The organism is Bradyrhizobium sp. AUGA SZCCT0158, assembly GCF_018130065.1.
GTDB lineage: Bacteria > Pseudomonadota > Alphaproteobacteria > Rhizobiales > Xanthobacteraceae > Bradyrhizobium.
In genome coordinates, this window is record NZ_JAFCME010000019.1 from 93,237 (window position 1) to 115,640 (window position 22,404).

The 22,404-nt window shown below is 61.2% G+C and carries 22 protein-coding genes and 1 tRNA gene; 7 read left to right on the top strand and 16 right to left on the bottom strand.

What is annotated here, in order from left to right; all coding sequences use genetic code 11:
* Positions 1 to 17: 17 nt before the first annotated feature.
* Complete coding sequence (locus JQ574_RS25160; RefSeq protein ID WP_212207086.1) at positions 18 to 854, bottom strand: SDR family NAD(P)-dependent oxidoreductase; 837 nt, start codon at positions 852 to 854, stop codon at positions 18 to 20.
* A gap of 33 nt (positions 855 to 887) precedes the next feature.
* A complete protein-coding gene (locus JQ574_RS25165; RefSeq protein ID WP_212207085.1) occupies positions 888 to 2,057 on the bottom strand; it encodes a serine hydrolase in 1,170 nt (389 codons plus the stop codon).
* Positions 2,058 to 2,327: 270 nt separating this feature from the next.
* Here JQ574_RS25165 and JQ574_RS25170 point away from each other — a divergent pair, with 270 nt between their 5' ends.
* The 3 genes from JQ574_RS25170 to JQ574_RS25180 all read left to right on the top strand — a co-directional run bounded on the left by JQ574_RS25170 (position 2,328) and on the right by JQ574_RS25180 (position 8,622).
* Positions 2,328 to 3,305: a sensor histidine kinase gene (locus tag JQ574_RS25170; protein WP_212207084.1), complete on the top strand. Its 978-nt coding sequence runs from the start codon at positions 2,328 to 2,330 to the stop codon at positions 3,303 to 3,305.
* 181 nt (positions 3,306 to 3,486) lie between these two features.
* Positions 3,487 to 5,316, top strand: coding sequence for a bifunctional diguanylate cyclase/phosphodiesterase (locus tag JQ574_RS25175; RefSeq protein ID WP_212207083.1), 1,830 nt, complete (start codon positions 3,487 to 3,489; stop codon positions 5,314 to 5,316).
* A 198-nt stretch (positions 5,317 to 5,514) separates the two neighbouring features.
* Positions 5,515 to 8,622: an EAL domain-containing protein gene (locus JQ574_RS25180; RefSeq protein ID WP_212383977.1), complete on the top strand. Its 3,108-nt coding sequence runs from the start codon at positions 5,515 to 5,517 to the stop codon at positions 8,620 to 8,622.
* Between the two features lie 24 nt (positions 8,623 to 8,646).
* Here JQ574_RS25180 and JQ574_RS25185 read toward each other — a convergent pair whose 3' ends face one another.
* From JQ574_RS25185 to JQ574_RS25195, 3 genes are all read right to left on the bottom strand, one after another.
* A complete protein-coding gene (locus JQ574_RS25185) occupies positions 8,647 to 8,874 on the bottom strand; it encodes a hypothetical protein (RefSeq protein WP_212207081.1) in 228 nt (75 codons plus the stop codon).
* Positions 8,871 to 9,356 carry a hypothetical protein gene (locus tag JQ574_RS25190; protein WP_212207080.1) on the bottom strand — a complete coding sequence of 162 codons (486 nt, stop codon included), beginning with the start codon at positions 9,354 to 9,356 and terminating at the stop codon, positions 8,871 to 8,873. The genes JQ574_RS25185 and JQ574_RS25190 overlap by 4 nt, the downstream gene beginning before the upstream one ends.
* Positions 9,357 to 9,463: 107 nt before the next feature.
* On the bottom strand, positions 9,464 to 10,543 hold the full coding sequence (locus tag JQ574_RS25195; protein ID WP_212207079.1) for an LLM class flavin-dependent oxidoreductase: 1,080 nt from the start codon (positions 10,541 to 10,543) through the stop codon (positions 9,464 to 9,466).
* Between the two features lie 232 nt (positions 10,544 to 10,775).
* Here JQ574_RS25195 and JQ574_RS25200 point away from each other — a divergent pair, with 232 nt between their 5' ends.
* Positions 10,776 to 11,180, top strand: a complete 405-nt coding sequence (locus JQ574_RS25200) for a YccF domain-containing protein (RefSeq protein WP_211995477.1) — start codon at positions 10,776 to 10,778, stop codon at positions 11,178 to 11,180.
* 39 nt (positions 11,181 to 11,219) lie between these two features.
* Here the strand turns inward: JQ574_RS25200 and JQ574_RS25205 are convergent, their stop codons facing one another.
* The 3 genes from JQ574_RS25205 to JQ574_RS25215 form a co-directional block, all read right to left on the bottom strand.
* On the bottom strand, positions 11,220 to 11,693 hold the full coding sequence (locus JQ574_RS25205; RefSeq protein ID WP_192736345.1) for a universal stress protein: 474 nt from the start codon (positions 11,691 to 11,693) through the stop codon (positions 11,220 to 11,222).
* Positions 11,694 to 12,029: 336 nt separating this feature from the next.
* The gene (locus JQ574_RS25210) at positions 12,030 to 12,797 is read right to left on the bottom strand and encodes a hypothetical protein (protein WP_212207077.1); all 768 of its coding nucleotides are present in this window, start codon (positions 12,795 to 12,797) and stop codon (positions 12,030 to 12,032) included.
* 266 nt (positions 12,798 to 13,063) lie between these two features.
* Positions 13,064 to 13,534 carry a hypothetical protein gene (locus JQ574_RS25215; RefSeq protein ID WP_249119579.1) on the bottom strand — a complete coding sequence of 157 codons (471 nt, stop codon included), beginning with the start codon at positions 13,532 to 13,534 and terminating at the stop codon, positions 13,064 to 13,066.
* 407 nt (positions 13,535 to 13,941) lie between these two features.
* Here JQ574_RS25215 and JQ574_RS25220 point away from each other — a divergent pair, with 407 nt between their 5' ends.
* From JQ574_RS25220 to JQ574_RS25230, 3 genes are all read left to right on the top strand, one after another.
* Entirely contained in the window at positions 13,942 to 15,570 is a 1,629-nt protein-coding gene (locus tag JQ574_RS25220; protein ID WP_212207076.1) for a tetratricopeptide repeat protein, read from the top strand.
* Between the two features lie 216 nt (positions 15,571 to 15,786).
* A tRNA-Arg gene (locus JQ574_RS25225) sits at positions 15,787 to 15,863 on the top strand.
* Positions 15,864 to 15,925: 62 nt separating this feature from the next.
* Positions 15,926 to 16,300 carry a hypothetical protein gene (locus JQ574_RS25230; protein ID WP_212207075.1) on the top strand — a complete coding sequence of 125 codons (375 nt, stop codon included), beginning with the start codon at positions 15,926 to 15,928 and terminating at the stop codon, positions 16,298 to 16,300.
* Between the two features lie 6 nt (positions 16,301 to 16,306).
* On the opposite strand, the gene JQ574_RS25235 is transcribed toward JQ574_RS25230, so the two are convergent.
* The 8 genes from JQ574_RS25235 to JQ574_RS25270 form a co-directional block, all read right to left on the bottom strand.
* Positions 16,307 to 16,939 carry an aspartate/glutamate racemase family protein gene (locus JQ574_RS25235; RefSeq protein WP_212207175.1) on the bottom strand — a complete coding sequence of 211 codons (633 nt, stop codon included), beginning with the start codon at positions 16,937 to 16,939 and terminating at the stop codon, positions 16,307 to 16,309.
* A gap of 170 nt (positions 16,940 to 17,109) precedes the next feature.
* Positions 17,110 to 17,544, bottom strand: a complete 435-nt coding sequence (locus JQ574_RS25240; RefSeq protein WP_312014722.1) for an aminoacyl-tRNA deacylase — start codon at positions 17,542 to 17,544, stop codon at positions 17,110 to 17,112.
* Between the two features lie 178 nt (positions 17,545 to 17,722).
* Positions 17,723 to 19,249: a magnesium-protoporphyrin IX monomethyl ester anaerobic oxidative cyclase gene (gene bchE / locus JQ574_RS25245; RefSeq protein ID WP_212207074.1), complete on the bottom strand. Its 1,527-nt coding sequence runs from the start codon at positions 19,247 to 19,249 to the stop codon at positions 17,723 to 17,725.
* A gap of 99 nt (positions 19,250 to 19,348) precedes the next feature.
* A complete protein-coding gene (locus tag JQ574_RS25250) occupies positions 19,349 to 20,098 on the bottom strand; it encodes a di-trans,poly-cis-decaprenylcistransferase (protein ID WP_212207073.1) in 750 nt (249 codons plus the stop codon).
* Positions 20,099 to 20,130: 32 nt separating this feature from the next.
* Positions 20,131 to 20,514 (bottom strand): transcriptional regulator, encoded by a 384-nt coding sequence (locus tag JQ574_RS25255; protein WP_409363380.1) that lies wholly within the window; start codon positions 20,512 to 20,514, stop codon positions 20,131 to 20,133.
* Complete coding sequence (locus JQ574_RS25260; protein ID WP_212207071.1) at positions 20,498 to 21,115, bottom strand: hypothetical protein; 618 nt, start codon at positions 21,113 to 21,115, stop codon at positions 20,498 to 20,500. Before JQ574_RS25260 ends, JQ574_RS25255 begins: the two co-directional genes overlap by 17 nt.
* 129 nt (positions 21,116 to 21,244) lie before the next feature.
* Entirely contained in the window at positions 21,245 to 21,607 is a 363-nt protein-coding gene (locus JQ574_RS25265; RefSeq protein WP_212207070.1) for a DUF1428 domain-containing protein, read from the bottom strand.
* Between the two features lie 58 nt (positions 21,608 to 21,665).
* Positions 21,666 to 22,403, bottom strand: a complete 738-nt coding sequence (locus JQ574_RS25270) for a thioredoxin family protein (RefSeq protein WP_212207069.1) — start codon at positions 22,401 to 22,403, stop codon at positions 21,666 to 21,668.
* Position 22,404 lies beyond the last annotated feature (1 nt).

Consider the following 22,404-nt stretch of genomic DNA (forward strand, 5'->3'; position numbering starts at 1 on the left):
AATGACGTTGTGAGACCCTATCCCTGATCGAATGCCTTGCGCAGCGCGACATAGCCCTGCTGCTGCTGGGTCCAGTTGCGGCCGCCGGTGATGGCGCCGTCGACGACGAGATCGTGGCCGTTGATGAAAGAGGATTCGTCGCTGGCGAGGAACACCGCGGCATGCGCGATATCCTCAGGAAGGCCGGCGCGCGGGATCGGCTGCGCGGTCTTGTAGACCTCACGCATCATACCAGGGGTCTTTTCGGCGGCTTCCACCGAAAGGCCCAGCGCCTTGCCGAAGATGCCCGTCGCGATTGCGCCCGGCGAGATCGAATTGACGCGGATGTTCGATTCGCCTAGCTCCATCGCCGTGCATTTGGTGAGATGGATGACGGCGGCCTTGGCCGCGCCGTAGACCATCGATGACGAGAAGCCGGCAAGTCTGCCTGCGATACTGCCATTGTTGATGATGCTGCCGGAGCCCTGCTGGCGCATCTGGGGTGCTGCGTGCTTCATGCCGAGCATCACGCTGCGCACCAACGTCGCCATCGCCGCATCGAAGCGATCGACCTCGAGGCCTTCGATGCCGCCGGTCTGGGCCGGGCCGCCGGCGTTGTTGAACAGGCAATCGATCCTGCCGAACTTTTCCACGCAAAGCGCGATCAGCGCCTTCATCTGCTCCTCGACCGTGACATCGGTCTGACGAAAGATGCAGGCAGCGCCGAGTTTTTTGGCCAGCGCCTCGCCCTCCGGCGCGCGGCGTCCGGCGATGACGATCTTCGCGCCTTCGGCGACGAAAATTTCCGCGGTATGCAGCCCGATGCCGCTGGTCGCGCCGGTGATCACCGCGACCTTGCCGTCCAGCCGTCCCATTTCACTTATCCCCTTTGCGAAACCTGAGAAATCCTAGTTGATGATCGCGGACTGGACCATGGTCCGGAACTGATTGCGCAGCATGATCCGCGCGCCGTCATCGACCTGCACCATGTAAATCGCGATCAACTGTTCCTTGGGATCGATCCAGAACAGCGTGCCGGCGTTGCCGGCCCAGCCATATTCCCCGAGCGAGCCCGGCAAGGCGGCGTCGCCTACGCTGGTGCGAACCTCGAAGCCAAGACCAAAACCCAGCCCCGGCGGCCGGCCCGGCCGCGCCAGGGTATGATCCGCCGTCATGAAATCGACGGTCTTGTTGCCGAGCAGGCGCTTGCCGGCGAATTCGCCGCTATCGGCGAGCATGATCGCAAAGCGCAGGTAGTCGTCCATCGTGCTGGTGAGGCCGGCGCCGCCGGATTCGAAACGGGGCTTTTGCGCCACGTCGAAGCGCGGCGTCATCGGCGGCGATTCGGGCATTTGCCAGGGCTGAGCGGCGCGATTGAGCTTGTCTGATGGCACAGAGAAGCCGGTGTCGGTCATGCCGAGCGGCGTCAGAATGCGCTCGTTCAGGAATTCGCCCAGTGTCTTTCCCGAGACGACTTCGACCACGCGCCCCAGCACGTCGGTCGACACCCCGTATTCCCAGCGCTCGCCGGGGGAGAACCGCAGCGGCAGCTTCGCTAGTTTCGCGACAAACTCTTCATTGCTGGCATCACGGCCGCCGATCCTGGCCTCGATATAGGCCGCGTTGATCAATGATTTGCCGCGCGCGCCGTAGATCAGCCCGGAGGTGTGCCGCAACAGGTCCTGCACCGTCATCTCGCGGGCGGGATCGGTCAATTGCAGCACCGCCTTGCCGTTCTCGGTGGTCTCATTGCCCACCTTCATGCGGCCGATTTCCGGAATGAATTTCGAGACGGGATCGCTGACCTGCATCTTTCCCTCCTCGACCAGCATCATGGCCGCGACCGAGACGATCGGCTTGGTCATGGAATAGATGCGGAAGATCGAGTCCGGCCGCATCGGGTCTTTCGCAGCGCGGTCGCGGAAACCCATGGTCTTGTGCCAGGCGATCTTGCCGCGCCGCGCCACCAGCATCACGGCGCCCGGCACCAGCCCGGTTTCGACGTGTTTCTGGGTCACCGCCTCGATGCGTGCCAGCTGGCTGGAGGACAAGCCGACGTCTTCGGGCGTCACGGCCATAGGGAGCACCGGGTCCGCCCAACCGTTCCCGGTAGCCACAAGGACAAAGAGAGCCGATGCGCCGAAAGCGCGAATGAGACGGTTCATCCATTCCTCCCGTTTTTGTTGATGCCAATATTCCCGCCCGCCGGGAACAACGCAAGCAAGCTTATCGCGCTGACAGCGCCACGGCAGAACCCGCCTTATCGTTGCCGGCGGGCTCGAAATCCCCGGTTTCCGTTAGGGTCGGCCTTATTTTGGATTCGCTGATCACGTGAAGTGACAACACCGATGACGAAATTGATCGACGAGTTCAGGCACGGCTGGCAGGGAATTTCCCAGCCCTCACTGCTATTCAGCACCGGCTTTGCGGTCTGTTGCCTGGTTTTGGCGACCCTGGCGCGGTGGGGACTGGCCCAGATCCGTCCCGACGTGTTCTTCACGCCGTATTTTCCGGCGGTGTTCTTTGCCACCGCCTTTGGCGGCTTCCGGATCGGGATCGCAACGGCGCTCGCCGGCGGCGCGCTTGGCGTCGCCGTCAATTTCAGCGACGCCGTAACCGATTCCGCCCGCCTGGCGCTGCTGCTGATTTTCTGGGCGGTGTGCGGCATCACGATATGGGGTGTCGAGCACTACCGGACCATCGTCGCGCAACAGCGGCAGATCGCCAAGCGCCTGATCGAGGAAGAAGAATATCGCAAGCTGATCGTCGAAGAGCTGCAGCACCGGCTGAAGAACAAGACATCGACGATCCACGCCGTTCTGCACCAGGTCTTGCACGAAGAACCGCAGGCCTGGAGCAGCATCGATCACCGGATCCGCGCGCTGTCGGCAACCGACGATCTGATCGCACGGATCGATGGCAGCGGCTGTGATATCAAGGACTTGCTGCGCTCCGAACTCGGGCCTTACGGCCATGTCCGGTTCAACCTGAATGGCGATCCGCTATTCCTTCCGGCCAAGTTGGCGGTCAGCCTGGCGCTGATCTTCCACGAATTGGCCACCAATGCCGGGAAGTACGGCGCGTTTTCCGCTGCGAATGGCATGCTGCAGGTGTCGTGGACGGTGTCGGACGACAAACTCAATGTGGCATGGCTCAAGATCACCTGGGACGAAACCGAGGGGCCCGCGGTCGAAAAAATCGGAGCGCCGGGCTTCGGCACCAAGCTGTTGCAATCGGCACTGCGCTCGTTCGACGGCAAGACCGAAGTCAGTTTCCTGAAGACCGGCGTTCACTGCACGATGCAGTGTCGCATCCCCGCGAGCTGAACGCGGCTGCACAACCTAAAGGCACAATTCGCAATTACTGCAAGCAGCCGAAGCCCGAATTGAGATTCTGTTAATGACGATTGCGGCCGTAACGTCCGAAAGCGCCAACTTGTAGGAGTGTCGCGGTTTTTCACAGTTCCACTTAACCAAAATTAGAAGGGACTTTGCCAAGCTCCGCGGCATGCATAGTCCCTATAAACATGACCTTCAGGCGGCCGCGACCGAGGCCGGTAATGAAGGCGCTTTTGATACCGAATTGAGCATTCTGCGGGATATCCTCAGATTGCTTCCGACAGCCGTGACGGTTCAGGACGAGCAAGGCGAGTTCCTGCTGGTGAACGACGCCGCCGCGACGTTATTGCAGATGGCCGCGGCAGCGCCTGCGCCCTCGCAATTGAGCGATCGCCAGGAGACCTGCCTCGAGTTGCTCCGCAGCGGCCACGCGGCCACACTGGAAGAGGCCGTGACATCAGGTCCGGCCAAGCACGTATTTCTCACCTCACACCGGCCGATCCAGATCGCCGGACGTAATTTGCTTCTCTCGAATTCCGCCGATATCACCGATCAGAAGGCGTTCGAGGACGCGCTGTTCCGCTCGGCCTATTATGACGAACTAACGGGGTTGCCGACCCGGCGGGTGATCGAACACCGCGTCAACACGCTGCTCACACGCGACAGCGCCCAAGGTCCCTTACAAGTTCATTTGCAACAAGGCCATTTTCAGCAAGATAATGTCCACGGCCACTTCGCGCTCGCGTTTCTCGACGTCGATAATTTCAAGCACATCAACGACTATTACGGTCACGCGATCGGCGACGCCTTGCTGGTCGAAATGGCCAAGCGGCTGGGCATGGATTTGCGCGAATCCGACATCCTGTCGCGGATCAGCGGCGACGAGTTCATGCTGCTGCTCAATCCGGTCCAGAGCGAGAGCGAAGTCGCCGAATACATCCGTTTCATCCTGCAACGGCTGAAGGCACCGTTCTTCATCGACGAATCGGAGATATTCGCCTCGACGTCGATCGGCGTCAGCCTTTATCCCGAGCACGGCAAGACCTACGACGCGCTACGACAGAATGCCGATATCGCGATGTACCGCGTCAAGAACGGCAGCAAAGGCGGGGCAGCGTTCTTCGACTCCAGCATGGAGCGCGAGGCGCTGGCGCGGATGAAGGTCGAACAATCGCTGCGGCTGGCTATTCTGGAAAAGCGCTTTTGCTGCGCGTTCCAGACCAAGGTCGATATCCGCAGCAAGGCGGTCACGGGCATCGAGGCGCTGGTGCGGCTCAGGGACGATGAGGGCGTGATTCAGGCTCCCGGCACCTTCATCAACCTCGCCGTCGAACTGGGGTTGATCGACGAACTGACCCACCTGGTGCTGGCGGAGATCGTCAAGTCGATCGACCTGATCAACGAGACCTTCGGTCCCGATACCACGATCAGCATCAACGTCGCGGCCAAGCAGGCCGGCAATCCCGAATTCATGCGGCCGTTCGCGCAGGCGCTGGAGGCCACCGGATTTCCGAAGCGCTTCATGATCGAGGTGACCGAAGACGCTTTTGTCACCAAGACGCATTTCCAGGATGAAATCCTGCCGATCTTCCGCAAACTCGGCGTCGGCATCTCGATCGACGATTTCGGCATCGGCTATTCCTCGCTGTCGGCGCTGGCCGACATCACCGCCGACGAAATCAAGATCGATCGTTCCTTCATTACCGACATCCATCTGCGGCCGCGCAGCCAGGGCATTTTGCGGGCGATCGAATCGCTGAGCGAAGCGCTCGGCATGACCGTGATCGCCGAAGGCCTCGAAACCTTCGAGGAACTGGCCTATCTGCAGGCCGCGACCAAGATCCGCTATGCGCAGGGCTATTACTTCTCCAAGCCGATCTTCCTGGAAGACCTCAGGCCGGCGGCACCGCTCGCCAGCGAAACGCGCGCCAGCCTGTCGAGCCGCCCGGCACAGGAAACCCGCCCGGCGTTTTCCCGCGCCAGCGGCTATCGCCGCTGAGGCAGCCTTAGCCAGTGTCCGCCCAACCCCGCTCGTTGCACCATAAGATAGACACCACCATGCGCTGCGTGCGGCCAGCCATGCGCGTAGCGCTGCCGTAAAACGGCATTCAGGGGCGCGATTAAATCTTAGGTAACCGGATTTCCTAACGGCTTATGACATGAGCGCGTCGTATGAAGTTCCCGGGGAGAAGGGGGAATGCGCGTTCTGTTTCGCGACCTGAATAGCATGGTGTCCCGAGCTGCGGCGGCCAGCCGGCGTCTCGGCACGACGATCCGTGGTCCGGTGCTGTGGCTGACCGTTTGCGGGGCGCTGCTGGTTACGGCGATTTTCGCCGGCACGATCATGATGGTCGCGGAATTTCGCGAGCGCGCGCTGGCCAACAGCGAACGCGAACTGCAAAACACCGTCCTGCTGCTCACCCGTCACTTCGACCAGCAATTCGAGGACTCCGACACCATCGCAGCCGACGTGATCGTCCGGCTGCGGATTCCCGGCATCGCTTCACCGCAGGCGTTCAGGGAATTGATTTCGAGTTCGGAATCCCACGAAATCCTCCGATCCAAAGCCGGTGTCCTGTCCTATCTTGGCGACATTTCGATCTATGACGCTGACGGCAACATCATCAATTGGTCGCGACCGTTACCGACGCCGGCCCTTAACATCTCCGAACGCGCCTACTTCCAGTCCTTTAAATTCAATCCGCAATCACCTTCGATCCAGACCGAGGGGCTTCGCAGCCTTATCAGCGGCAGTCTGAACACGGTCGTCGCCCATCGGCTGACCGGCGAAGATGGTGTCTTTCTCGGCGTGATGACGCGGCGCATCGACCCTTCCAACTACGTGAAGTTCTTTGCTTCCGTCGCGATCGGAGCGGACGCCGCCGTTTCGATGTTTCACACCGACGGCACCCTGCTGGCGCGACATCCGCGCGCCGAGCACCTGGTCGGACAGAAATTCAGATCGGCGCCGCTGCTGCAGCGCGTCCTGACGCAGGGCGGTCAGCAGACGCTGCGCGTCAAAAGCCCGATCGACAACAGGGACCGGCTGGGGTCTGCGGCCCAGTTGAGCCGCTTCCCGATCATCGTCGTCGCAACCAATTCGATAACCGCCGCGCTTGCCGATTGGGAGGCCCAGACCAGGTTCCTGGTCAGCGCCGCCATACTGGCGGCATCGACGATCGCGTTGATCCTGTTCCTCATCATCCGGCAGATGACCCGGCAAAGCAGGGAGGCGCAGCAACGGCTGGAATCGGAACGGCACCGGCTCGACACAGCGCTCAACAACATGATCCAGGGCCTGGTGATGTACGACGCGTCCGCGCGCATCGTCACCGTCAACCAGCGCTACATCGACATGTTCAACCTGTCGCCGGACATCGTAAAGCCCGGCTGCCATTTCTCCGACCTGATCCAGCACCGCAAGGACAAGGAAGCCTTTAGCGGCGACGTCAAGGAATTCTGTTCCGGCGTTTTGCGCAATGTTGCCCAGGGCCGGATCGATCAGAGCATGATGCTTTGCCCGGACGGGCGAAGCTTCCTGGCCGTCAGCCGGCCGCTGGCGCATGGCTGCTGGATCGCCACCATCGAAGACGTCACGGAGCGGCGCAAACTCGAGCAGGAACGCGACCGCAACCATGCTTTCCTGAGCCAGATCATCGATCACATCCCCTCGCAGATCACCGTGAAGGGCGCCAAGGATCGCCGCTACCTGCTGGCCAATCGCGTGGCCGAGACTCAATTCGGCATTTCCCGCGACAGCATCATCGGCAAAACCGCCTTCGATATATTTCCGCAAGCGTCCGCCGAGATCGTCACGGCCGACGACGACAAGGCGCTGCGATCCGCCGACGGCCTGTTCAAGGACGAGCATCTCTGGGAAACCCAGGCGATGGGCCGTCGCTACATCACCTCCAGACGGCTCGGCATTCGCAATCAGGCCGGCGAGCCCAGCTACATCGTCCATGTCGTCGAGGATGTTACCGAGCGGCGTCGCGCCGATGAAAAGATCGCCCATCTTGCGCATTACGACGCGCTGACCGACCTGCCGAACCGGGTACTGTTCCGCGAACAGATCGAGCGCGAGTTGCAGAAGGCCGTCGGCGGCGAACAATTCGCACTGCTCTATATCGATATCGACGAATTCAAGGGCATCAACGACTCGCTCGGGCATCATGTCGGCGACGAACTGTTGAAGGCCGTCGCGTCCCGTATCAAGGAGTGCCTCAAGCCGACCGATCTGATTGCGCGGCTCGGCGGCGACGAATTCGCCGTGATCCAGACCGCGGTCGGCGACCGCGACGACGTCATCGAATTCGTGACGCGGATCCAGGAGGCGATCCGGCAGCCGCATCACTGCCTCGGCCATTACCTCTCGACCGACGCCAGCATCGGCATCGCGCGGGCGCCGCAGGACGGCACCGATCTCGACCAGCTGATCAAGAACGCCGATCTGGCGATGTACGGCGCCAAGGCCGGAGGCCGCCGCACCCATCGTTTCTTCGAACCGGTCATGGATGCCCGCGCCAAGGCGCGGCTGACCATGGAGCAGGACCTGCGGCAGGCAATGGTCGATGGCGGCTTCGAAATTCACTATCAGCCGCTGCTCGACCTCGGCAGCAACGACGTGGCGGGCTGCGAGGCGCTGCTGCGCTGGTGCCACCCCGAGCGCGGCATGGTTTCGCCGGCGGAATTCATCCCGCTGGCGGAAGATATCGGCCTGATCAACGAGCTCGGCGATTGGGTGCTGCAGACGGCGTGCATGGAGGCCGCAGGCTGGCCATCTCATGTGCGGCTGGCCGTCAACGTTTCGCCGGTCCAGTTGAGATCCCAGACGCTGGCGCTGCGGATCATGGGGGCGCTTGCTTCCTCCCGCCTGCCGCCGGACCGGCTGGAGATCGAAATCACCGAAGCCGTGTTGATCCATGACGATGAGACCGCGCTGGCGATCCTGCATCAGCTCCGCGACATCGGCGTACGCATCGCGCTCGACGATTTCGGCACCGGCTTCTCCTCGCTGAGCTATCTGAAGCGCTTCCCGTTCGACAAGATCAAGATCGACCGCTGCTTCGTCAGCGACATCGAGGTCGACGGCTCGGAGACGATCGTGCAGGCGGTGGTGAACATTGCGACTTCGCGCAACATGATCACGACCGCCGAGGGCGTCGAAACCGAACAGCAGAAGGCCTTGCTGAAGCGGCTCGGCTGCACCCAGATGCAGGGCTATCTGTTCAGTGCCCCCAAGCCGGCTGCCGAGGTGCGGCGGTTGATCGGCGTTGGCAGCGAAGCCGCGCTCGCTTCGGCCTGAACCGCGATGTCTACCGGCGCGACCCTACGCAGCCAGGCGGCCCCGATTGTTCTCGGCGAGGATGGGGCGGATCATCCGGCCGAAACGCTCGGCCTCCTCGTCGTGCAAATAGCCGGACAGGCAGAACGAATGGCAGCCAGCATCGATGAATTGCTGCAGCGTATCCGCGCATTGCGCGGGATTGCCGACGACGGCGATGCCGGCGGTATCGACAACAAGGCGTAGAGTGGCGCTGCCTACCTGCGATGTCACGATCGTTCCCTCATCGGATCGGTTTCGTAAACGGATTCATGCAATGCAAAAATGCGCGGGCCGATCGGATCGCCATCCTTGTCGACCTCAAACAGCCCCCATGAGAAATTCTGCAGCTCCTCCTCAGTAAACATCGGATCTTCCAACAGGTAACAAAGCTGGAATAGAAACTCCGATTGCACACCACGCACGATGTTGACGAGTTCTTTTGCCGAGACTCCTTTCTCAAGGCACGTCTTTAATGCGTGGGCGACAGGGGCATGAGACCCATCATGATCTCGCTCCGCGGCCTGTCTCCAGCGCTGTATCCACTCCTCATCGCCAGTGCGAACGACCTGGCTCCAGGCCTGTCTCAGAAACAGGAACCGTTGAAGCTGGGGAATTCCCTCATCAAGCTGGGACCTCGCCCAGGACTCTGGCGCCTTGGCGCCATATTTCGCAAATAGCGCTGTCAATTCTTTCAGATTGTCCGGGGTGTACATTTGTTTGCCTCGTTGGGCGCAAGTAGGGCTTGAGCTTCATCACGAACCAAAAAGCGTCTGACGCGCGATGATCTATTGGAAGAACCGCACGCTATCGAACCTCACTATCACGCAGCCAGGCGGCCCCGATTGTTCTCGGCGAGGATGGGGCGAATCATCCGGCCGAAACGCTCGGCCTCCTCGTCGTGCAAATAGCCGGACAGGCAGAACGAATGGCAACCAGCATCGATGAATCGCTGCAGCGTATCCGCGCATTGCGCGGGATTGCCGACGACGGCGATGCCGGCACCCGGGCGAACCTTGGTGATGCCGGTCCATAGATGCGGCAGCAGCAGGTCGCCATGTTCGCGGGCAAGCTGCTGCACGCGCAGGTTCGCCTCTGATTTATTGTAGAGCGTCTTCATCTCCTGCTTCTGCCGTTCGGTGGCATGACGCACCAGCTGATCCGCGGCCTCCCAGGCGTCCGCTTCGTTTTCACGGCAGATCACCTGCAGCCGCATGCCGAAGCCGATGTCGTTCTCGCGGTCATGGGCGCGGGCCATCTGCCTGATCTCGGCGATATTGCCGGCGATCCGCTCCGGCAGATCGCCCCAGAACAGATGCACATCGGAATGTTTCGCCGACAATTCCCAGGCCTGGCGCGAGCCGCCGCCGAGGTAGAATTTTGGAAACGGCTGCTGCAGCGGACGCGGCCTGATATGCGCGCCCGACAGTTTGTGGAACTTGCCTTCGAACGTCACCGGGCCGCGCGTGGTCCATAGCGCCTTGAGGATCGAGACCTCTTCCTCCATCAGCGCGTAGCGCTCCTCCTTGGCGTAACGCACGCCCTCGCCTTCGACCTCGCTCTCGTTCTGGCCCGCAATCAAATTGATGCAGATGCGCCCGCCTGACATCTGGTCGAAGGTCGAGATCATCTTGGCCAGCAGCACCGGATTGATGTAGCCGGGCCTTGCTGCAATCAGCGGCCTGATCGTCGACGAGCGTGCCGCCATGAACGCGCCCGTGATCCACGCCTCCCAGCACACCGAGCCCACCGGGATCAGCAGATATTCGAACCCGGCCGCTTCCGCCGCCTGCACCACGCGATCACAGAGTTCGGGGGAACCTGTGACCTGCGCCTCCATCAGCCCATAGGCCGTGGTGTCGCCATGCGTGGGCAGATACCAGCCGAATTCGAGGGGACGCATCGACGCTTCTCCCTGCAAACGCCGGTCTATCCGGCTCGTGTTGCGCAACAGTCTAGAGCATGATCCGGAAAAGTGGGCACCGGTTTTTCCGAAAAGATCATGCTCAAACAAAAAGATAGCTCCCAAGCGCATGCCGCAATCGGGTTCCGGACGACGTATCGTGACTTGAATCAATTCAGCTGATGGCTTTTTTGATACCCATGACATCAACGGCACGCTAAAGATGGCACCCATGTCACCGGTCTCACTCCTTCTGAATATTGTCTGGATCGTGCTTGGCGGCGCGTGGATGGCATTCGGCTGGCTGGTGGCCGCCGTGATCATGGCCATCACCATCATCGGCCTGCCCTGGGCACGGGCGGCGTTCAATATCGCGGCCTACACGCTGTTTCCGTTCGGGTTCAGGGCGGTGTCGCGCGACCTCTATACCGGGGAGGAGGATATCGGCACCGGACCGCTCGGCGTCGTCGGCAACATCATCTGGCTGGTGCTGGCGGGATGGTGGCTGGCGCTCGCGCATGTCGTCACGGCGGTCGTGCTGGCCGTGACCATCATCGGCATTCCCTTCGCCTGGGCACACCTCAAACTGGCCGGCATCGCCCTATGGCCGATCGGCAAGATCATCGTTCCGGCGTAACGATCTCTCCGATCGATCCGGCGCGGTGCAAGCCTAATCTTAAGCCGCGGTCTCGGCCGGCGGCTTCAGCCGCTCGAATTCATCGTCGCTGATCTCGGTCTGGGCGACCAGCACGCTGCAGCGCAGCCGCTTGACCAGATAGCTGCCGACGGAACCGAACCAGCGCGCCAGCGGCCCTTGCGGACGATGCCCGACGACCACGAGATGCGCGCCGATTTCCTCGGCCACTTCCGCGATCTTTTGCCCGGCATCCCCCACCTCCAGCCGCGAGGTCGGCGTAAAGCCCACCGCCTTCAGCCGCTCGGTGCCTTCGGCCAGGATCGCCTTGTAGTCTTCGGTTTGCAGCTCGATCGGAATGGTAAGCCCGGCCTCCGGCGTCATGATCGAGGAAACCTCGACAACCGCCAGCAGGAAGACCTCGGCACGGCACATTTGCGCGAGCTTGGCGCCCTCCCGCAGGGCGCGCCGGCCCTCAACGGACCCGTCATAGGCCAGCAGAACCTTCTTATACATCGGACGTCCCCATCGATGGTCGAGAAGATCAACAGACCAAGACTAGCACCAATCCGGCGGAACGGATCAGGATTTTTGACGGGCGATGAGGCTCCGCCCCCTGCCACCTTAGTCTCAGCCGGTCTCCGCAAGGCGCCGACTCCCGTGCACCCGCAGCTCGGCTGGATAGAGGCTTGTCATCCGAAGCTGGATCGGCGAGCCGGATACTCCCTCAGGAAACGGCGCCTGTTGCGGGGCGGCACATCATTTCGGATCAGAAGAACACCCGGGGCAGTTTTGGCGGGACCCGCCGGCGGCCGGCTGGACAATCGGAAATTGGTAGCCTCTCCGGGGCAATCAATGTCCGACTACACCTTTCAATCCGGCATAGATTGATCCAATTGCAGTAGCAGCCGCACCGGCGAGAGGCCCGACGGTCCGCAATAAATCCTGCATGAGACGCGCTCTTCGACGAAGCTGCTCCTCCCCAACATGAGGCCCGAGAAGGCGAGCAAGCCTGAATGCGGCTGGGTTTGGACGGCCACCACGCGACAACGTGTTTGGCAGCACCTGGAACACCAAAACACTCAAGATGTTTCCGGTGACGAATGCCAGGCAGATGCTGGCCATATATTCCGCAACTTCACGCCACTCCACTTGCGAAGCTGGAAGAATGGGTACGCCGTCGTTGACACCCGTTATGACAAGCATAAGGACGACGCTGACCGCCGCAGCGAGTATTCCTAACGGGAATGCTCCACGTAGTCCCAGCCGACTTATCGTATAGGCGAGAAAACCAAAAGGAACAGGAATGATGACGGACGCCAGGCGCAAATAGATTGGTTGGATGTTGAATACGATCGTTACAAGGACATGAGAGACAACCAGCAAGAAGACCGGGGCAAGGATATATAGAACTGAATAGGTAACAAAGCAGCGAACAGGATGCTTGATTCGGTCGAGCTTGGCGCCCGTTCGATCAAGCTCTTGCTGCAACTTGTCAAACTCGAAGACGAGTTCCTGAATTTCCAGGAGTACCGGGCGAACGATTCGAAGATCTCGCGAGCAATGCCTGCAGGCGATCGCTTCGTGTTTGACGGTTTCGGCGCAGAAGGGACATTCCATCAGCTTCGGCTACGCTTCTTGGCACGCACAAGGGAGTCAATTTCTTCCCTCATCCTGAAAAGCTCGTCGCGCGCGCCATCTATTTTTCGTACGAGGTCATCTCGTTCCGCGATCAGCGACGCCGGCACGCCGACGTCACGAGAGCAGGAGCTGCAAACAAGAACGGCAGGCTCAATTTCGGACGCGCAATATGGACAATTCATTTTCATCCAATTCGAATGTTGAATTCAAATGTAGCCACGAAGCCGATACGTTCCCTGCGCCCGTCAGGGCATGACCTTGAGCTTGATGATTTTGGAGAACGCACGGCCCTCCGAGTCTTTGATCCCAAACTGTATAAAGTGCTCGCCCGGCGGCAGCTGTGCGTCAGGAATGTCTATGCCCGATTGTTGAGCGAAGGGCCTAATTCGAGGGGTCAGGTCAACTGTTGGATTCTTGATATACGTTGCCCGAAATGCATCCAGGTCAATGGCCGAACCGCCGAACGCTCTAAATTTCAACTTTAGATGCATGGGTGCGCGAAGCGCAGCCTTGTCTTCCATATCAAGCTCGATCTTCGGTCCGCGCGTAATGCCGCGGTCAGACGGAGGGGGCATTTCTTTCGGAGGGGGCAACTTCGCTTCTTCCTCCGTGACAATTACGGTCTTGGCGAAACTTGGCTGCCCCGTCATCGCCACAAGGCAACTTGCCATTGCGGCAGCGGCAAGCACAGCTCGCAGGGTCATCTGACCAGGCATTTCCAAACCTTTCTCCGGTCGCTGATCTTCTAGCGTCGAAGGAGCCGGTTCCCGAACGGCCCCCACGGGTATCATAACACTACCGCGGTAAGGATTGTCGCGCGCGCCTTTGAGGAGAAGCTGATAGCATTGGTCTTATATTTGCGGTTGTAAGAGGTGGGCACACCATGTCGGCCAGCAATAATCGTTTGATAGAAGTTTTTTCTCGCGCAATCGCTTTTTCAATTCTTGCATTGGTAACAATGTTTGCCAATCCCGCTCTTTCACAATCGGGGAATCCAGCGCTCCAAAGGTGCCGAGAAACGGTTGGGAGACCAATCGTAATGCCGTGCATGAGAGCGGGTGGAAACCTTGAATCATGCCGAGCTCTCGCAACCCCAAAGGTCAGAGCATGCGTTCAAGCCGCTATGGGCAATGCGGCAGGACGACCACACGGCTCTCCTCCAGGACAAAAGCGCTCAGCAGCAGGGCCGGCTGTCGGTCGGGCGAGAGCGCTCATCGAACAAGGAAAGTTTGCGGCGGCAATCACCGAGCTTGATCAGGCGGTCAAACAGGATCCCCAGTTTGCATTTGCGTTCGCCTGGCGCGGCACGGCCAAGAGCCGAATGGGACAGTTCAGCGAAGCCATGCCAGATCTGAACGAGGCGTTGCGGCTCGATCCTCGAAACGTGCTCGCGCTCGTCCAGCGCGGATACGCCTTTTTCTTGTTGAGGGATAATGGAAAGGCGCTGGCCGACCTGAACGCTGCCGGAGAAATTGATGCCGGCGCGCCTGGGCCTTACGCTTTTCGAGGCTTGGTCTACTCGGATATGGGAGAGCAGGAGAGAGCTCTTACAGAACTCAACAAAGCTTTGAAACTGAATCCGGACTTTGCAGTGGCCCACGGGGGAATCGGCGGCGTCTACAACAAGCAACAGGAATACGAGAAAGCCTTGTTGGCATTCAACAAGGCCCTCGCGCTCGCTCCGCGACACGTGCCGAGCCTTAGCGGAAGAGGCTTCAGCCATTTCAGCCTTGGCGAATATGATCGAGCAATTGCTGACTTGAATGAATCGATCAAACTCATTTCCAAGTTCTCGAGGCCCTACGTAAATCGCGGTCGATCCTATCTTGCCGTTGGCAATCTGCCGGCGGCGATAGCGGACTTTGATGAAGCGCTCAAATTAGAACCAAAAAACATGACGGCTTTGCTTCAACGCGCTTCCGCGTTCGAACGCTCGCGAGAGCTGGAGAAGGCGCGTACTGATCTTCAGGCTGCACTCAGCATCGCCCCATCGCATCCTGTAGCTGTGGCAGGCCTCGAGCGGATCGATACGAAGCTCGGTGCGACGCGTCCATCCAATGAGCGGGCGGGTGGCCGCATCGCTTTGGTAATCGGCAATTCCAAATACGAAAGTTTCGATTCGCTCGCGAATCCGAAACGGGACGCGGAACTCGTGGCGGATGCGCTTGGAAAATCAGGCTTCCAGAGCGTGAAGTTGTTGACCGACGCAAGCCGGGAGACGCTTTCGGCCGCGCTGCAGGCTTTTTCCAATGACAGCAAGAATGCCAACTGGGCCGTCATTTATTTTGCAGGACATGGGATTGAGCTCGATGGCAGCAATTATCTTGTTCCCGTTGATGCAAAGTTTGAAACGGACGCCGACATTCCAAAGGAAAGCGTGGCCCTCGATCAAATCCTCAACGCCGTCAGCTCGGCTGATAAAATGCGCCTTGTGGTCCTGGATGCATGCCGGGAAAATCCGTTTGCTGAAAAGAAGTCACTTTCCGTGGGGAGGGGTTTAGCGAGGATCGAGCCCGAAAGCGGAACACTCGTCGCATTCGCGACCAAGCACGGTCATCTCGCGACAGATGGCGCAGGGGAAAACAGCCCGTTTACGACTTCTCTCATTCGACGAATGGATGCTCCCGGACTGGAGATCGCCCAATTGTTTCGTATGGTCCATGATGACGTTTACACAAGCACGGGAAAGAAGCAGGAACCTTTTACGTATGGGCAATTGTCGGCGCAGGGCTTCTATTTCAAGGCGAGATAGATCCAAATCGCGCTGCAACGCACCGGCCATCCGCGCCCAATGAGCCACTGGAATATCCAAGAACCGGATAATCAACCCGCCATGGTACCGGTCGGTTTGGCGCGCGCTCGCGGTCCCGGCACCATTCGATGAACGGTTGCCTTAGGGGCTTGCTTCCCGAAATAGCCCCAAAGGCCGTTGCCGTCACCAGACCAATCGGCTAAATGAAGCCCCACTGCACCCGTAGCTCAGCTGGATAGAGCGTTGCCCTCCGAAGGCAAAGGTCACACGTTCGAATCGTGTCGGGTGCGCCAATAAAGTGCACCCCAACATCCTGTCCCCCGGGGTCACGCAGCGGAGTAATGAGTGACCCGGAATGGCTGAAGCTGATCTAGACGCCGTAATCCGGCAACTCGCCAAAGCACAGAACAAGAGCCTGATGGCCGCCGCCAAAAAGCGGCAGGGCCTGTTTATGGCCAAGGCCGCCTCGGCCAAGGACAAGGAAGCCAAGGCGCGGTTCAAGCTGCTCGCCCAAAGCGCTATGCTGCATGGCACGGCGGCGGCGAAACGGCTGCAGAACTCCGCCGACAATGCCGCCGACAGCTACGCGCGGGCGGTTAAATACGCGGCGGAAGAAATCGCGGCGATGAAGCTCGCCAAGAAAACTGAGAAGCAGGCCGAGAAGAAGGTCGAGAGGCAGCCTGCGAAGGCCGCGAAGAAGACCAAGAAGGCCGCCAAGAAAAAGGCCTGAGCGCGGCTAGCCGCGCAGCATTTCCTTCAGCTTCAGCACCGCGCTGTCGGGCGTTGTGACGACCGGCCGGCCCGAGGCTTTCGCGACCATCTCGGCGGCGGGCGCCATGCTGTATTGCGCCAGCGCGATCAGGTCGCAATCACGCAGGTCCCTGGACGCCTCCACCACCAGACGATCATGCGTGGCGCGATCGCCGCGGTCGAGGGCGGCCATGGCACCATCAGCCAGTTTCGGCACCAGCTCGATCGAAGCCGGAAATTCCCGCGGCATCGACACCAGCGTCGGCGGGAACGAGGACAGCAGGCCGATTTTGCGGCCCCTGGTGACAGCCTGCTCGATCATCGCCTCGTTCGGCTTGAGCACCGGCATCGGCGCATGCGCGCGTGCCACCGCTTCGATGCACGGACCGAAGGCGGAACAGGTAAACAGGATCGCATCCGAACCGGTGCCCGCCGCGTAGCGCCCAAGTTGCAGGAAGCGCCCGGTCATGGCCTCGGTGAGCCCGCCATCGCGCGCCAGATCGGCCGACAGGCTGTCGTCCAGCAAATTCATCAGCCGCGCGTCGGGCCAAAGTTTTGCAAACGAGGCCTCGATCGGCACGATCGAGTGTTTCAGGGCGTGGATGAGGGTAATGCGCATGCTGATCAGTGTGGCGGCGGCGCGATCGGTGTCAACCCGGTGCGCCGCCAATGTCACCGCACCCGCCAGCACCGAGGCGGGAGGCGATTGACGTCGATTCGACCTTGCCGGGAACCCCGGCGATCTGGCGCTGAACAACGGACTGACGGCGCCGGCACTTGCCGCCGCGGTCACACGCTTGAATCGTGGCGCGGGCGCCGGCGCTGATCGCGTTGTAGCCGGGCGGGATCGCGATCCCTGCGGATCCGGTTCTTGAAACGGTGACCGACGACGATGAGGGCATCTTGACGACGCCCGGCATCATCGGCTGCGGGCGATGCAGGCAAATCCGTTTCGGCCGGCTGGTTATCCTGACTCACGGCTTCGAGCGCCGCGAGAAAATCGCGGCCCGCTGTCGTGATCTGCCATCCCTCGTCGTCACGCAGCACATAGCCGGCGCCAAAGATGTCGATCGCCGGAACGCGTCGGGCCAGGCGTTTGATGCGCGCGTTCCAGTCCGGGCCGCTGGCGGAGAGAATGACGATGTCTCGCTTGAGTGAAGCAAGCGTGGCCCGGCCGCTGCCGTGACTGGCCAAGACCTTCAGAATAGCAACCTGTATGCTCACGCCAACGCCTCGGACCGCGACGGTTCTTTTTGTTCTGTGCGATCGGAGGCGACCGTATTTCCTCGTTGAGGCGCTCGTCCAGCAACCGCGACCAGTTATCCGCAGCCTTGAGAAGGGCTTACGCATGCTTTCGCAAGCCGCCGCCTCTGCAATTCCGCGGGGCGGCATGCGCGGGCGTTCACGCAGCCTTGCGCGCGCCGACGCGGCGTTCGGGCCGCGCTGCCGACATCGACTCTTCCTCACCGTCCTGCGCCGCGCCCCAGAACTCCGACACCGTTGGTCCATCCTTGAGCCTGATGTCGCGCAGGAATCCCCAGATCTCGTGCGGCCAGACCCGGCGCCCCATCTGCGTGTACCAGCGCATTGCGTGCCGCAGGCCGGCGTCGCGATGGAACAGGACGCGCAGGATCGCCTTCGGGCGGCATTGCAGCACCATCTCGGTGAATTTGAACCAGAGCAGCACGCGCCACGGCGCCATATGGCGCGTCGCCAGCACCTGGTGCTTGTAATCCCAGCGCCGGCGGTCGGTCTGGATCACACGGCGATCGGCCGCGAGCCGGAAATACGGCGTCCAGCGGTGCGGCGTGACGTAGAGCATCTGGATCTGGTCGGGATCGTACGACAACAACTGCCGCAACCCGCGCCAATGATCGCGATCGGTCTCCTCCTCGAAGCCGACCACCCATGTCGCCATCGACAGGATGCCGTGCTGGCGCATCAGGCGAATCGCTTCGCGGTCGGTGGTGGTGGTCGCGCCCTTGCGGATCAGTTCGAGCGTCTTCTCGTCGGTGTTCTCCATGCCGAGCAGGAAGCGCTGCCAACCTGCCTTCTTGTAGAGGTGCAGGATGTCGGCGTCGCGAACGATGTCGTCGGCACGGGTTGAGCCGACCAGGATCAGATCGACATTCTCCGCGATCAGTGCCTCGAGAAAGGCGCGCCACGCCTTCTTCGATACCGTCGGATTCTCGTCGGCGAAGTTGATGACCTTGACGCCGTGCTCGCGATGCAGGCGCGCCAGCTCTTTCGCGAACCGGATCGGATCGCGGTGGCGCCAGCGGGTCCAAAAGCCGCGCTGGCCGCAGTAATTGCACAGATGCGGACAGCCGCGCGAAAACTGCACCACCACGGCGCGCAGGCCGCCCCAGTAGCTGTACCGCGCGTGATCGATCAGTTCCCAGCCGACCCGGTAGGCATCGAGATCGCGGATCACGGGCGCAGGCTGAGTGGCGCTGATATCGTTGCCGTCGCGGAAAGCGATGCCCGCGATAGTGCCGAGATCGTGGCCATATTCGAGCGCACGCATCAGTCGCCGTGCGGTCTCCTCGCCCTCGCCGCGCACGATCGCGGTGACATAGGGCTCATCGCGCAACACCTCGCGCCAATGATAGGTCGGGAACACGCCGCCATAGACGATCAGAACATTGGGCAAGGCGCGCACGATTGCCTGCGCGATCTCGGCGATGACGGGATGACCCGAGGTCGATGCGGAATGACCGAACAGCACGGCGTCCGGCGCGAATGCCAGCGCCTCGGCTTTGATTGATCGCGCCGGCATGGGCCCGAACTCGCCATCCAGCAGGCGAACCTCGTGGCCGTCGTCGATCAGCGGGCCGCCGATCGACAGCAGGCCGAGCGGCGGCAAATGGTCATCGGGGATCCGGCTGCCGATCGAAGGATGTGGCACGTTGATCAGAAGAATGCGCATGGACGTCGCTCCGCTCTGTTGGCGTCATCGTTCGTCCCCGCATGTCGTGAAAGAGCCCGGCCCCCCGGCCGGCGCTTGGTGGTGTACTTTGGTGATGTGCTAGAGGCTCGGCACCTCTTCCGGCGCGATCGCCTGCAGACCGCCGAAGCGGCGCTCGCGGCGATGGAACGCGCCGAGGGCTTCGGCAAGATCCTGCGCCTCGAACTCCGGCCACATCCGTTCGGTGAAGTGCAGCTCGGCGTAGGCGCCTTCCCAGAGCAGAAAGTCCGACAACCGCTTTTCTCCGCTGGTGCGGATGATGAGGTCGACGTCGCGAAGGTTTTTTTCCCCGGTGATGAGTTCGGCGAGCCGCTCGCGGGTGAGATCGACAATGCCGGCCGCGCGCGTCGCGGCGTTGAGGATGGCGTCGCGGGCCGAGTAATCGACCGCGATGCGCAGATGCAACGCATCGCCGGCGGCGGTGGCCGCTTCCGCGCGGGTGATGGCATGGGCGATGCCTTCGGGAATGCGATCGCGGCGTCCGATCACGGTGAGACGGACGCCGTTGCGGACCAGCGCCTCGACCTCGTTGGCGAGATAGAATCGCAACAGCGCCATCAGCGCAGAGACTTCGGTCTTCGGTCGACGCCAGTTGTCGCTGGAAAAAGCATACAGCGTCAGCGCACCGACGCCCTGCCCTGGCGCCGCCTCGACCACGCGCCGGATCGCTTCGACGCCGGCCTCGTGGCCGCGCAACCGCGACAGCCCGCGCCGCGTTGCCCATCGGCCATTGCCATCCATGATGATGCCGACATGCAGCCGCGCCGCGTCTTGCGTGGCTTCAAGTTTGGGCGAGAGATTACTTTGCATCACAAAGTCTCCGATCAAAAAAGGGGATGGCGTCAGACCGGCAGGATGCCGAGCCGGGCGATGGCGATGTCTTCCTTGCCCGCGGCCTTGGCGGCGTCGCGCACCAGACGCTCCAGCACGGCGAGATAGTCGAGGAAACGGCGGCGGCCGCTCTTGGTCAGGCGGCAGGTGGTGTGGGGACGGTTGCCTTCATACCCCTTGGTGACCTCCACTAGGCCAGCCTCCTGCAGAACCTGCAGATGCCTCGAGAGATTGCCGTCGGTGAGGCCGCAGAGTTGCTTGAGGTCGGCGAAGGCCAAGCCCTTCGGGTGGGCCATCAGCGAGGTCAGGAGCCCGAGCCGCGCTTTCTCGTGGATCACGCGATCGAGCCCGTCATAGGAGAACGGCGCGTTGTTGGCTTCAGTCTTCGGCATCATTCTCTCCGGACGCAAAATGCAGCAGTGCGGCCATCAGGAGCTGCCCGACCGCGAATGGCACGCCCATCATCCAGGGCGACAGCAGATGGTCTTGGCTGGCGAGCAGCAGGACAGTAAAGCCCGACAGGAAATACCAGGCACCGCCGAAGGCGATGCTGCGCGGCAATGTGCGCACCGAGGCGAACACGCCAAGGCTGACCAGCACCTGGCACAGTCCCGGCAGCATCCACAGCGTTTCGGGCGCGAACTTCCACAGCATGATCCCCAGCAACAGGCCGGCGACACCGGGCGGGAGAAATTGCTCGAACGCCTGCTGGATCATGGCGTCGGCGAGGCCCGAATGATGCCGGCGCGAGCGCGCCAGCATCTCGAACCAGATCAGCGCGCCGGAGAACAGCGCGGCGGCCGCCCAACCGGCAAAGAACATGACCGGCTGCCCGGTCGGATCGTTGAGCCAGAGGAATTGCAGGATCGCCGTGAGCAAGGCGATGCCGCCGGTGGCGGCAACCGTTGCCGGACCATAGCCGCGAAACGCGGTGCCGGCCGCAATCTGGCTGCGGATCGCCAGGATATCGGCCAACGCCTTGTCGAGGTCGCGCATCGCTTACCCTTACTTTGTATTGCAAAGTATACCGGATCACAAAGTAAATGCAAGGGGGATGCGCGAAGCCCCGATTGCGCGGCTAACTCAACGGCTTATCCACTCGTAACGCCTTGGCGGCGGCTTCGCTCAGACTTTCACCAGGCTCTCGAAGCCGCCATAGATCATCCGCTTAGCGTCGAACGGCATCGACTTCATATCGCCCATCGATGATTTGAGCCTGGGATCCGCCATCACCTTGGCATTGATCTTGTCGCGCTGCGCGCGCGATTTGTAGGTGATCCAGGCGAACACCACGGTCTCGCCCGGCTTCTGTTTGACGCTGCGCGGAAACGAGGTGTGCTTGCCGACCTTGACGTCGTCCGCAACCCATTCGCGGTAATCCAGCGCGCCGTATTCGCGCCAGATCTTGCCGGCCTTGGTGGACATCTTGCGATAGGCCGCGATGTTCTTCTTTGGAACTGCGACGATGAATCCGTCGACATAGGCCATGGGTTTTGTTCCCTCTGCTTGTTCGCGTCACTGCAAGGAGCGCAAGCGACGACTTATGTTAGGAGTGACAGCAGGATGCCTGAACCGGCGCCGGTGTGTACTGGTCACGTAGCCGCACCCAGTCCATCGGATATGACAAATCCACCTCATGACGACCGAGCGGCGTCAGGTCGAGATAATGATAGGCGGCGTTCATCATGTCGAGGCCGCGCGCGAAACAGGAATAGGTGTGGAAGATGTTCCCGGCTTCGTCGCGATAGAACACGCTGATCCCGGGCGCTTCCTCCATGCCGAAGCGCGTGGTGCCGAAATTATACCTGTTGTCGCCTGATTTGAGCGCCTCCGGCGTGAACGACACCTCGTAATCGTAGTTGAAATCGTTATTCCCCGACGACAGCCAGTCGAAGGCCCAGCCCATCCGCGCCTTGAACGCGGCAAGTTTTTCAGCCGGCGCGCGCGAAATCGCGACCAGCGTGGTGTCGCGCGCGGCGAGATGCGGAATCATGCGCTCAAATCCATCAGCCCAGAACGAGCAGTGCTTGCAACCTTCGTTCCAGTCCGGCGCAAACATGAAATGCTGCACCACGAGCTGGCGGCGCCCCCTGAACAGCTCGGCCAGCGTTACCTTGCCGCCGGGCCCGTCGAACGCATAGTCCTTGTCGACCTTGACCCAGGGCAACGCGCGACGTTCCTCGCTCAGGCGCTCGCGCGCCTGCGTCAGTTCCTTCTCATGCACGAGATGGGCTTTGCGCGCGGCGATCCAACCTTCGCGCGAGACGACATTATGCGGCTGCATG